This window comes from Corynebacterium sp. HMSC076G08 (assembly GCF_001811515.1).
Lineage (GTDB): Bacteria > Actinomycetota > Actinomycetes > Mycobacteriales > Mycobacteriaceae > Corynebacterium > Corynebacterium hiratae.
Genome location: NZ_KV805030.1, coordinates 1 through 11,795, shown reverse-complemented (window position 1 = coordinate 11,795; position 11,795 = coordinate 1). Strand labels below are relative to the sequence as shown.

Genomic DNA, 11,795 nt, shown 5'->3' with positions numbered 1-11,795 from the left:
AGACTCCGTGTCCAAAAACTCCATAGACATCACAGAAACGTGCTAACAGCGCCTAGTTCAGCGGGTTAACGCCCGCGCCAAACCACCAGATGGCCACGAGCGCGGCCACGCCAATGACGACGAAAATCCAGGACGTCGCCAGCGGGCGGCGGGTCCATGAGCGGTTAAAGTCCAGGGAGATGAATCCCGGACCGGTGAACTGCAGGGCCACCGCGATAACAAAGAGCACCAGACCCAGCCAGACGCTCTCATTCCAGGCAAAGACATCCAACCCTGCACCGGAGGCGTTGAGGCCGTGAATAGCGGAGAAGCCCGTGACGATAAGGCCGAACATAGCGGCCAACGGGGTGACCAGGCCCAGAAGCAGGAAGGCGCCAGCGATGAGCTGGACGGTCGGCACGCCGATGGCAAGTGCCGCTGCCATGGTGTACTCGCCGAACTCGTTCTCCAGACCCGACAGGCCCTCGTTGCCGCCGAGCTTGAAGAAGGTCGAGGCACCCGCCACGAGCAGGTAAACGCTGAGCGCCAAGCGCACGAAGAGCAAACCGAAGTCGATGGTGCCGCGGCGTGCTGGCTCCGGCTTCTCCTCCACGGCTGCAGGCTCGGAGTCCACGGCGGGATCGGCAACGGCAACCGTGCTTGGTACTTCCTCGTAGGTCTCAGTTGCTGCGGACTCGGTTGCGGTTGCCGATACCGGCATAGCGGTTGTCTGCGTATCAGGCTCGGCCATGGCCTCCGCGCGCGGGAAGGCAGTGGTCTCGGTTTCAGCTGCAGCGCTGTCGAAAGACAAGGACTCGCGGGTGGCGCTCTCAAAGGTTTCGGTTTTGGCTTCAGGCTCTGCCTCAACAGCAGGCTCTTCAGCCTTCTTCGGCTTAATCACCTGCGGCTCGGCGCGGCCGGGGCGTTGGAAGAGGCTACTCTTCTTCGGCTTATCGGCAGCTTCTGCCTCAGGCGTGCTGTCCTTCACGGAGTCTTTCCCCGTGTAGGTCGGGATATCGTCATCAAAGTCGGTGGCTTTATCAGGAGTTTTATCGCTCATGCCTCCAACTTAAGGCAGCACAGCGCCCTTATGGTGCATCTTTATCGGCGCGGCGCGTAGCTAAAACCGCACGGCCTGCGTCTAAGACATCTGCCGTGAGGTCCGCGAGCACCTCCGACTCCAATCGCCAGCGTTGCCAATAGAGGTCGATGTCGAGCGGGAAGTCGTCGAGAAGCACCAGCTCCCCCGTCTCCAGCAGGGGCTGGGCCTGCAGTCTCGCCACCAGACCCCAGCCCAGGCCGTAGCGCACTGCTTCGACATAACTCTCCGAGGAAGGAATCTGTGAGACCCGCGCGCGCAGGACATGGGAGTCGATGAAACGCTCGCGCATGGCGTCGTCCAAAGTCGCGTCGTTCGGCCCGAAGCCCACGATGGGCAGGGTCTCCCAATCTTCAAAGCCCTCCGCCAGGCTGGGTGCGGCGACGGCAAAGTAGCGCATGGTGCCGAGGTATGTAGATTCACAACCGGAGACCGGGGTTTGCTCGCGCGTGACCGCGCCCAGCACATCACCCCGGCGCAACATCGCGAGCGTTCGGGCCTCATCCTCGATGCGAATGCGCAGCGCAGCCTCACCGCGCTCGGCGGTGCGCTGGATTACAGGTCTGAACCACGTGGCCAGGGAATCCGAGTTGATCGCGACAGTCAACGGCACGCGGGAGAGACGCTCGGTGAGCCGGGCATCCGCTTCGGCTTGAACCAGCGCCATGCGCCTCGCGGCTTGGGCGACGATCTCCCCTGCCTCGGTCACGGTGACGGGAGTGCCGCGGCGCAGCAGGATTCGACCAGTCGATACTTCCAACGCCTTGATGCGTTGACTGACGGCCGAAGGAGTGATTCCCAACACAGCCGCAGCCCCCTCGAAGGAACCTTCATCGATGATGGCCAGCAGCGTTTCAGTATGGAGCGGGTTCATGAAGCTATATTAAACCAGCTGTAGAACATTTAACTGGACTTCATATGTCGTTATACGCACACTAGAAGCCATGTCAGTTTTGCTCGCAGGATTTGTGCTGGGTTTGTCCCTCATCATCGCCATCGGACCGCAGAATGCCTACATCATCAAGATGGGCATTAAACGCGATCATGTCGGGCCCATCCTGTTGGCATGCTTGCTTTCCGACGTCATCCTGATCACCGGCGGCACCGCAGGCGTCGGTGTCCTTGTGGAGCGCTTCCCCACCGCGCTCGTCGTGGTGAAGTACCTCGGCGCGGCCTACCTCATCTACTTCGGCTTCACGTGCTTCCGCGATGCCTTCAAGAAGCAACAGGATGCGCTGGTCATCGAGGAAACCGCACCCGTGGCGCAGGTGGTTGATGAGAATTCGGGTTCCTCTGGGACACCGGGGAACTCAGTGCTTACGAAGATCCGCCCCCGCGTGCGCTCAAAATCCTGGGTCAAGCCCGTCCTCGGTGCGTTGGCGCTGACGTGGCTTAACCCCCTGGCCTACGTTGACGCGCTAGTCATGCTGGGCTCCATTGCAAACCAATATGGCGACCAGCGCTGGGTGTTCGCAGCAGGCGCCATCATGGCCAGCGCAGTGTGGTTCCCCTCCCTAGGCTTTGGCGCCTACAAGCTCTCCCACGTGCTGGCCAAGCCGACGACGTGGCGCGTGGTCAACATCGTCATCGGCTGCGTCATGATTGCACTAACGGCGAAGCTCCTGCTCCTCTAGTTCTTCGTTGATTCTTCTGGGAGCTCTTCGTCTTCGGCGGGATCTCCCACTGCGCCGGTTTCCTCGACCCAAGCCTTGATTTCTTCGTCGCTGCGGTCCTGCTCCACAGCCTCGCGTTCGGTGTAGTAGGAGTGGTCGTTGCGGTTTTCCTCCCACTCTTCCCTGTCGAAGTCAAGCTCTTCATCCGAGTCCAACTCCTCGACCACATCGGAAACGAGGTCCTCGAAGAGGGCTTCATCATCCATGTTGGAATCGGCGATCTGCTGGCCGATCTCGTCGTCGTAACGCGCCGCGTCATATTCCGAGTCGGGGTGCAGCTTGAGGTGCAGCAATGCGCGGATGCGCTCGCGGCGCAGGCCCTCGTCCTTGATCTTGCCCAGGGAGCGCAGCCATCCGATCACCAGAATGACGACGAGCACGATACCCATGTAACCCAGCACCGGGTAGACGTACTGCATCAGGGATTTGAAGCCGGCGAAAGAAACGGCGAAGCCAGCGAGGCAGCCGGCGATGAAAATAATGCGGTACTTCGCCTCGTTGCCAGAAGACAAACGCTTGCCCAGCGCGTAGAACATACCGATGGCCGTGTTGAAGATCATCAGGTAGATGATGATGGCCATGATGACACCGAGTGTCGGGTGGACGCTATCTACCAAGGTCAACATCGGAATATCGGAATCGCCAACGTTCTCTGCATTCATGAGCAGTGAGAAACCAGCAATACCCATGAGCACCGCGTAGACCGCGCCGCCAACAATGCCGCCGACGCCTGCTTCGCGCGGGCTAATGTTATCACCGCCGATGACAAGGGACATCGAGACCGCCAGGATAAGAGCCAGGCCGTTGTAGTTCAGCGCGGATACGAGCCAGAACGGAATCGGGGACTCGATCGCTTCAGAGGCACTAATGGCCGCATCAACGTTCTCCGGCATGTGCAGCAGCGTGTAGGTGCCTACAAAGAGAACGGCGATAATGATGGTCGGCGTGAGAAGACCAATAACCTGTGACACCTTATCCACATCAAACATGCCTGTGATGAGAACAAGCACAAGCATGAGCAGCGAGCCTACCCAAGCCGGCCAGCCGAACTGCTGTTGCATGTTGGAGCCGGCACCAGCCAGCATGACAAAGCCGACCGCAAAGAGCGTGAGGATTACCGCGACATCCAGAATGCGCGAAATGATCGGGTGAGTGATGTTCCTGAACACTTGGTTGTGCTCGCTGGCATGGAAGTAGCTTCCCAACTGGAGGAAGACCGTGCCGGCAAGGGTCATGACCAAACCAGCAACGAGGATGCCCCACATGCCGGGAATACCGAAAGACGTAAAGTACTGGACAACTTCCTGTCCCGTGGCAAAGCCCGCACCCACGAGCAAGCCAATGAAGGACAAAGCGATGCCCACGACGTTTTTATAAGACACGTTTTCCTATCTGTTTTCTAGTTTCTTCTCTTTATTCTTCAGGGGTAGCGCATAGAAACGCGCCATACTTTGGTCGAAGTACGGCGGCATACATTTACCACCGTACGCCAACGAGATAGGAAAACATGTGTGCGGCCGTGGAGAGCTTGCTCCAATAGCCGCTAAAGCATGAGCCGGCTCACCTCTTAGTGCTCAGCAAACGTCGTCGTATCGATGACGAAGCGGAACTTAACGTCACCCGCCACGACCCGGTCATAGGCCGCATCAACCTCGTCGACACCCACCTTTTCGATCACCGCGCCTAAGCCGTGCTCGGCGCAGAAGTCCAGCATCTCCTGGGTTTCCGCGATGCCACCAATATTGTTACCGGTGAGCACCTTGCCGCCGCCGACGAGGCGGTTGAGGCGCAGCGGGAGCGCCTCCGGCGGGAGCCCCACGACAGACATAATGCCGCGGGGTTTAAGCATCCCCAGGTAGTCCTCGAGGCTGTACTCGGCGGAAATGGTCGAGAGGATGAAATCGAACTCCCCGCGGTGCTTCCTGAAGAAGTCTTCCTCCTCGGTGGTGGCCAAGGTGCGGCTCGCCCCCAGCTCTGCAGCTTCTTCAGCCTTGCGAGAAGTGCGCGAGATGACGGTGACCTCTGCGCCCTTCGCGGCAGCAATCTGCACACCCATGTGTCCCAAGCCGCCTAAGCCCACGACGGCTACCTTCTGGCCTTCCTTAACATCCCAGCGCGCCAACGGAGAGTACGTGGTGATACCGGCGCACAGCAGGGGCGCTGCTATGTCGAAGTCGAGAGCATCCGGAATGCGGAGAACGAAGTTCTCGTTCACAACGACCTTCTCGGCGTAGCCGCCTTGGGTAATCGTGCCATCGACATCCGTGGAGTTATAGGTGCCGACGTTGCCGTTCAGGCAGTTCTGTTCCATTCCTGCCTGACACTGCTCGCACTCGCCGCAGGAGTTCACGAGGCAACCCACACCAACGCGGTCTCCCACCTTAAATTTGGTGACCTCCTCCCCCACGGCGGAGACCACACCGGCGATCTCATGGCCGACGGTCAGCGGGAAGTGCGCCTCGCCCCAATCGTTGCGGATGGTGTGGATATCCGAATGGCAAATGCCCGCGGCCTTAATGTCGATAACCACGTCATCGGCGCGCGGGTCACGACGCTGGATAGTCACGACCTGAAAAGGTTCTTTAGGTCCGGTCTTCTGAAGGGCTTTAGCAGAAATAGTCATGGCGACCACGGTACCCCGTAGTCGCCTGACCTCGCCTAATGGAAATTTTTGCCAACTAGACTGCTCGCCTAGGAGAGCTTCTTCGCGATCAGCTTGTTGACCTGCCCCGGGTCAGCCTTGCCCTGGGTGGCCTTCATGACCGCCCCCACAATAGCGCCGGTGACCTTCTTATTGCCGGCCTTGTACTTCTCCACGATGTCCGGGTTAGCGGCCAGGGCATCATCGACTGCCTTTTCGATCGCGCCATCATCGCGCACAACCTCGAGCCCGCGCTTGGCGACGACCTCGTCAACGTCACCCTCACCGGCCAGCACGCCGTCAACCGCCTGGCGAGCCAGCTTGGTGGTCAGCTTGCCTTCCTTGACCAGTTCGACAACGCGAGCGACCTGCGCCGGGGTGATATCGAGAGCGCTCAGCTCAACGCCGGCCTCATTGGCCTTACCGGTCAGGTACGACACCCACCAGGAGCGCGCCTCATCCGGGGTGGTGCCGGCTTCCACGGTTTCGATGATGAGGTCAAGCGCGCCAGCATTAACCAAGTCACGCATCTCCTCATCCTTAAGGTCCCACTCCTCTTGGATGCGGGCGCGGCGAATCCACGGCATCTCCGGCAGCGTCTGGCGGATTTCCTCAACCCACTCGCGGGAGACAATCACCGGCGGCAGATCTGGGTCGTTGAAGTAGCGGTAGTCCTCCGCGGTCTCCTTCGGGCGGCCCTTCGAGGTGGAGCCATCCGTTTCCTGGTAGTGGCGGGTTTCCTGGATAATCTCGCCACCGTCGACAAGCACCTGCGCCTGGCGCTGCATCTCAAAGCGCACCGCCTGCTCGACAGAGCGCAGGGAGTTAATGTTCTTGGTTTCGGTACGGGTACCGAACTCCTCCTGGCCCACTGGGCGCAACGAGACGTTAGAGTCAACACGCATCGAGCCCTGATCCATGCGGGCATCAGAAACCCCCAGTGCCGCGACGAGCTCACGCAGCGCAGTCACGTATGCGCGGGCCACCTCGGGAGCACGCTCGCCGGCACCCATGATTGGCTTGGTCACAATCTCAATAAGCGGAATGCCCGCACGGTTACAGTCCACCAGCGAAGAGGTTGCGCCATGAATACGGCCATCGGCACCACCCAAGTGGGTGAGCTTGCCAGTGTCCTCCTCCATGTGCGCACGCTCGATCTCTACGCGCCACTCGGTGCCGTCGTCGAGGACGACGTCGAGGTAGCCGTCATAAGCAATCGGCTCATCGTACTGAGAGATCTGGTAGTTCTTCGGCTGGTCCGGGTAGAAGTAATTCTTGCGGGCAAAGCGCGAAGACTCCGCAATCTTGCAGTTCAGCGCCAGGCCAATCTTGATGGCGCCTTCCACACCCTTGGAGTTCACCACCGGCAAGGCGCCTGGCAGGCCGAGGGACACCGGGTCCACGTTGGAGTTGGGGGCTGCGTTGAAGTTCGTGGGCGAGGTGGAGAACATCTTGGTCTCCGTATTGAGCTCCACGTGAACTTCCATGCCCATAACGGGATCGAACTTTTCAAGGACCTCGTCATAGTCCATCAGGTCATACATCGCAGCAGTCATGCGTGCCATCTTAGTATGTCAGCGCGACACCGTGCGCAACCGCCTAACCCAACAAGGTAATGCCGTGCGTAATGAGAATCTTGGCTATCATCGCCGCCGGATAGACCATGGCATAGCCCAAGGCGACGCGCTGGTCAGTGTTCGTCCGATTGTTCACGAAAGCGAGCACGGCCGGCTGGGTTTGCGCGCCCGCCATAGCACCCGCGGTCTTCGTGGCACCGACGCGCAGGAAGCGGCGCATGACGAGTGCGAATCCGGTCGCCACCAGCGTCGTGATGATCATGCCGAGCAGGAGAATCTTCCACCAGGCTCCACCCGTAAAGGCACCGGCGATTTCCCCGCCCGCATTCGTTCCGGCCTGGGCCAAGAAGAGCAGCAGTCCGAGTTCGGAGAGGATTGTGTTGGCTGAGTGCGGCAGTGCGGTGACGGTATTGCCGATGCGCCCGATACGCGCCATGATCAACGCCACGATGAGGACGCCAGCGGCAGCGCCGAGGCTAAAGGAAGAGCCGCCTGGAAGCGGGATTTCGAGGTGGCCCACGAAAACGCCGAGGGCCATGCCGAGGCCCAAAGACACCGGGTTGATATCTGTCAGGCCTTGCGAGGAATCACCAAGAAAAGTGGAAATCTCCCGCAGGGACTTCTTGGAACCGACGACGCGCACGCGGTCGCCGAGCTCCACGATGTGTTCTGGGATAGCGACCTGATCATTATCGGCGCGACGTACTCGCGAGATACGCGCGCCCCAGCGATCCGCCAGCTGGTTATTGAGCTCCGCGATGGTCAGGCCCGCCAAGCTGTGCTCGGAAATAGTGATGCGGCGAAAGTCCAACTCGTGGCGGTCATCATTGAGGATCTGCGGGGACTCGCGCCCGGCTCGCTCGATGATGTTGTCCAGGTCCTCCGGGGCACCAACGAGCGTGACCACGTCACCGGGGTGCAGCACGTCGAAGAATTTCGGCAAAACGATAAGGTTGCTGCCCACGCGGCGCAGGCGTGTTACCTGCACTTCCCCATTGCCAATATCAGCGATCTCCGCGACTGAGATCTCGCGTTGAATCTGCATGTGCTGGCGCGTGACGGGTGACAGGGTGTCGTCGTCATTGCCGGCGTCGCGAAGCACGAGCACCGTCGCACCGAGCATGCCGATGACGCCGAACAGGTAAGCCACCGCGTAGCCCACCGTAGCCGAGCCCGGATCGCCCGTGGCTTCCGACGCCGCCGCCAACGCCGGGGTATTCGTCACCGCACCGGCGAAAGTACCAGCGATGGTGGCATTCGACAGCCCAAAGACATAAGTGCCCAACCCCCACGCGGCAAGCGCCGCGACGATGAAGACTCCGATCATCGACAGCACTGGGCCCGTCGCCGTCTTCAGTGACTTGAAGAAGGACACACCGGAGTTATTGCCAATGCCGAAGGCAAAGAGCACTAAGCCGAACATGCCCAAAATAGGAGGAACGGAGGCCTCCACCCCGGCAGCTGATGCGGCTGCCGAGAATGCGATGCCGAGAAAAAGCACGGCCGCCGCGCCCAAGCTGATGCCCCGCGTCTTGATGCCGCCGAGTGCCATGCCGACACCTATGAGCAGAAACACCAAGAGGACCGGCTGCTCAGCCAGATAAGCTAATACGCTTGTCATCGCTACCTTTAGAAACTATGGATGAGCTAACGGTGGTGTTTAGCCAAACAGGGCCTGTGCGTTGGCATAACGCTTGGCCGGAACCACCTTCAGCTTGCCCACTGCGTCCTCGAGAGGCACGAGTTCAATGTTCTCGCCATGGAGAGCCACACACATGCCGGACTGGCCGTTGTGCGCAGCACGGGCGGCATGGGTGCCGTAGCGAGTGGCCAGCACACGGTCATAGGCCGTCGGCGTACCGCCGCGCTGGATGTGGCCGAGGACGGTGGTGCGCACGTCGTAGCCGGTGCGCTTCTTGATCTCATCACCGATGACCTGGCCAATTCCGTTGAAGGTCTGGTGGCCGAACTGGTCCACACCGCCTTCTTCGAAGTCCATGGTGCCTTCCTTCGGCAGCGCGCCCTCAGCGACGCAAACGATGCCGTACTTCTCACCCATCTGGAAGCGGCGCTCCATGGCCTTGGTGATATCGGCGATATCGAACGGGACCTCAGGGATCACCGTGTAGTGCGCCCCGCCGGCCATGCCAGCGTGCAGCGCGATCCAGCCAACGTGGCGGCCCATAACCTCGACGATGAGGATGCGGTCGTGGGATTCAGCGGTGGTGTGGAGGCGGTCGATCGCGTCAGTCGCCACGGATACTGCGGTGTCGAAACCGAAGGTGTAGTCGGTAGCGTTGACGTCATTATCGATGGTCTTTGGCACACCAACGACCGGGATACCGTTATCGGAGAGCCACTTGGCACCCTTGAGCGTTCCCTCACCGCCGATGGCGATGAGCGCATCGACCTCAGCATCAGCCATGTTGGCCTTGATGGTGTCCAACCCAGCCTTGAATTTATCTGGGTGGAGGCGGCCGGTGCCAAGGATGGTTCCGCCGCGCAGGAGGATGCGGTCGATCTCTGCGTCGTCATAAAGGTCACGGCGGCGGTCTTCCATCAGACCAACCCAGCCGTCCTCGTAGCCGACGACCGTATCGCCGAACTCGTTGGATGCGGTACGAACGACCGCGCGGATAACAGCATTCAGACCGGGGCAATCACCACCGGATGTCAGTACAGCAAGACGCATGACATCCAATCTACTCGCTTCCCTATAGCCTCGCAGTTTCCGCTACCGCATGCAGGGTGTCGCGGAAGAAGAGCGAAGCCATACACCCCACCGCCAGCATCGCAACGATGATCACGAGGGAATCCGCAGCCCCCGCTACCTGCATAACCGCTGACACGGCGGCCACTCCAATGACCGAACCCACCTGCCTGGACGTGTTATAGACGCCGGATGCCGCGCCCATGAGATCTGCGTCAATATCGCGCATCGTCGTCGCGGCGTTGGAACCCCAGATGAAGGACTGTCCCGCCCCCAGCGCCGCGCAGGGCAGGCACAACCACCAGGCCGACACTTCGGCCTGCATGAGGAACCACAGTGCGAGGAAGGTCGCAATCAGGATGCCGAAGCCCGCGACCGCCAAACGACGTGGGTGCAGCTTATCCGCCAGAATGCCCGCCAAGGGCGACACGCACAAAGAGACCAGCGCCATGGGTGTGACGATGATTCCGGCATCGCGCGCCGACATGTCCTGCTCGACCTGCAGCCACATCATGATTGGAATCATCATCGACGCCGCCATAAAGCCCATGGACACGATGGCCACTGAACCTGCGGAGTAGTTGCGGTCCTTAAACAGCACGAGCGGGACGAGCGCCGCCTTCCCCCGCGATGATTGCAAGCGCACGAAGAGGTAGATGCCCACCACACCAGCAAGGAGCAGGACCCAAATCCACCACGGCCAACCAGTCTCTGGGCCCTGTTGCACTGCGAAGACGAAGCACGTTAACGCGATAAACGACGCCCCCACCGACACGAAGTCAATCTTCCCCATCGCCGTTGGCAAGGAAGGCACCCACAGGCCGGATAAGACAATCGCGGCGACAACAAAAGGAACATGGATCCAGAAAACAGCCTGCCACCCAAATGCAGCGACGACGAAGCCTCCCAAGAGCGGTCCGGCAAGTGTGGCCAAAGACCCAACCACTCCCCAGACGCCGAGCGCACGGCCGCGCCGCTCCCGCGCGAAAATACGGTTGATGACGGCCATAGTCTGCGGCATTTGAATCGACGCGCCGAAACCTTGCAAGGCTCTTGCTGCAATAAGAAACTCCACCGAGGGCGCTAACGCGCACAACAGCGCGCCGATGCCAAAGAGCCCGACGCCCAGCTGGAACATTTTCTTCTGGCCGTAGATATCGCCGAGGCGGCCGGTAAACAACAGCGGCACGACCACGGCGAGCAAATAGATGGCGGAAACCCACAGCACCTGGTTGACATCGGCGTGGAACTCACGGCGGACGTCGGGAAGCGCGACGGCAATCATCGATTGGTCGAGCAAGGACATGAAAAAGCCCAGTGATAGCGCGGCCATGGCGAGCCACGCTTGCTTCTCCGACGGCGGCGTTCCTCCGAGTTTCATGCAGCGAAGTCTAGCCACCGCACGCTCACGCGGCCTAAACTGAGGCGCATGGGAATGATTGATATCAAGAAACCGCAGGACGTATCGACGGCAGCGACCGTCACGCTGGGACTTATCGGCGGCTGGCTCACCGCCCGGGAGACTGGCATTCGCCCGCTTGGCGGCGTGGTGCTTGCCGCCGCTGGCGTGTGGGCGGGCCGCAGCTGGTGGGCTAAGACGAACCCGGCCACTACCGTTGGCCTGGCGGCTCTGTACACCGGCGCTTTTGGCCTCTCCCACCCGCTGGCTAAGAAAATGGGCTCCTGGCCCGCAGTCCTCACCGTCACTGCCGCGAGCGCTGGCGCTGCCTACGCGCTTTCCGACGCCAAGTAGATCCCCCTCCCACGCCCCTTCACGCTGTCCTTGACGGCTGGAGGGGCGTTTTACGTCCTCGCGCGGGCAAAGGCTCCAACATTTTTGCGTCGAACGTGCTGGCTAATGTGGGGTGGCTACCCCCGTTTATAGTAACGACTTGACACGAATTTAACGCAGGCTATGGCCATACGGGGTGTGTGACACTAGAATCACGTTTAGAACACTTCTTCTAACACATGTTTATCTCGGGGGAGATACCCATGACCACTGCCACACGCCCACCAACCTTCTTCTTTTCCACCACCAACCCGAATAACCCACACGCCATAGCCCGCGCCAAAACACGACGAGCTGCCTATGACACCTGGGTCGGGGCTATGC

The 11,795-nt window shown here is 60.4% G+C and carries 10 protein-coding genes; 2 read left to right on the top strand and 8 right to left on the bottom strand.

Annotated elements, in window-relative coordinates; translation table 11 throughout:
• Nucleotides 1-52 precede the first annotated feature (52 nt).
• On the bottom strand, nt 53-1,039 hold the full coding sequence (locus tag HMPREF2806_RS04415) for a DoxX family protein (RefSeq protein WP_046648099.1): 987 nt from the start codon (nt 1,037-1,039) through the stop codon (nt 53-55).
• A gap of 28 nt (nt 1,040-1,067) precedes the next feature.
• Nucleotides 1,068-1,952, bottom strand: coding sequence for a LysR family transcriptional regulator ArgP (locus tag HMPREF2806_RS04410; RefSeq protein WP_046648098.1), 885 nt, complete (start codon nt 1,950-1,952; stop codon nt 1,068-1,070).
• A gap of 70 nt (nt 1,953-2,022) precedes the next feature.
• Between HMPREF2806_RS04410 and HMPREF2806_RS04405 the strand changes: the two genes are divergently transcribed.
• Complete coding sequence (locus HMPREF2806_RS04405) at nt 2,023-2,712, top strand: LysE/ArgO family amino acid transporter (RefSeq protein WP_070516451.1); 690 nt, start codon at nt 2,023-2,025, stop codon at nt 2,710-2,712.
• Here HMPREF2806_RS04405 and HMPREF2806_RS04400 read toward each other — a convergent pair.
• From HMPREF2806_RS04400 to HMPREF2806_RS04375, 6 genes are all read right to left on the bottom strand, one after another.
• Complete coding sequence (locus tag HMPREF2806_RS04400; protein WP_070516448.1) at nt 2,709-4,133, bottom strand: YkvI family membrane protein; 1,425 nt, start codon at nt 4,131-4,133, stop codon at nt 2,709-2,711. The genes HMPREF2806_RS04405 and HMPREF2806_RS04400 overlap by 4 nt on opposite strands.
• A gap of 185 nt (nt 4,134-4,318) precedes the next feature.
• The gene (locus tag HMPREF2806_RS04395; RefSeq protein WP_070516447.1) at nt 4,319-5,374 is read right to left on the bottom strand and encodes an NAD(P)-dependent alcohol dehydrogenase; all 1,056 of its coding nucleotides are present in this window, start codon (nt 5,372-5,374) and stop codon (nt 4,319-4,321) included.
• A 68-nt stretch (nt 5,375-5,442) separates the two neighbouring features.
• Nucleotides 5,443-6,948, bottom strand: a complete 1,506-nt coding sequence (gene gatB, locus HMPREF2806_RS04390) for an Asp-tRNA(Asn)/Glu-tRNA(Gln) amidotransferase subunit GatB (RefSeq protein WP_070516444.1) — start codon at nt 6,946-6,948, stop codon at nt 5,443-5,445.
• A gap of 43 nt (nt 6,949-6,991) precedes the next feature.
• The gene (locus tag HMPREF2806_RS04385) at nt 6,992-8,590 is read right to left on the bottom strand and encodes an aspartate:alanine exchanger family transporter (protein ID WP_049157216.1); all 1,599 of its coding nucleotides are present in this window, start codon (nt 8,588-8,590) and stop codon (nt 6,992-6,994) included.
• Between the two features lie 39 nt (nt 8,591-8,629).
• A complete protein-coding gene (locus HMPREF2806_RS04380; protein WP_070511628.1) occupies nt 8,630-9,661 on the bottom strand; it encodes a 6-phosphofructokinase in 1,032 nt (343 codons plus the stop codon).
• 22 nt (nt 9,662-9,683) lie between these two features.
• On the bottom strand, nt 9,684-11,060 hold the full coding sequence (locus tag HMPREF2806_RS04375; RefSeq protein WP_070516442.1) for an MFS transporter: 1,377 nt from the start codon (nt 11,058-11,060) through the stop codon (nt 9,684-9,686).
• 48 nt (nt 11,061-11,108) lie between these two features.
• On the opposite strand from HMPREF2806_RS04375, the gene HMPREF2806_RS04370 reads away from it, so the two are divergent.
• Nucleotides 11,109-11,432 carry a hypothetical protein gene (locus HMPREF2806_RS04370; RefSeq protein WP_070511621.1) on the top strand — a complete coding sequence of 108 codons (324 nt, stop codon included), beginning with the start codon at nt 11,109-11,111 and terminating at the stop codon, nt 11,430-11,432.
• Nucleotides 11,433-11,795 lie beyond the last annotated feature (363 nt).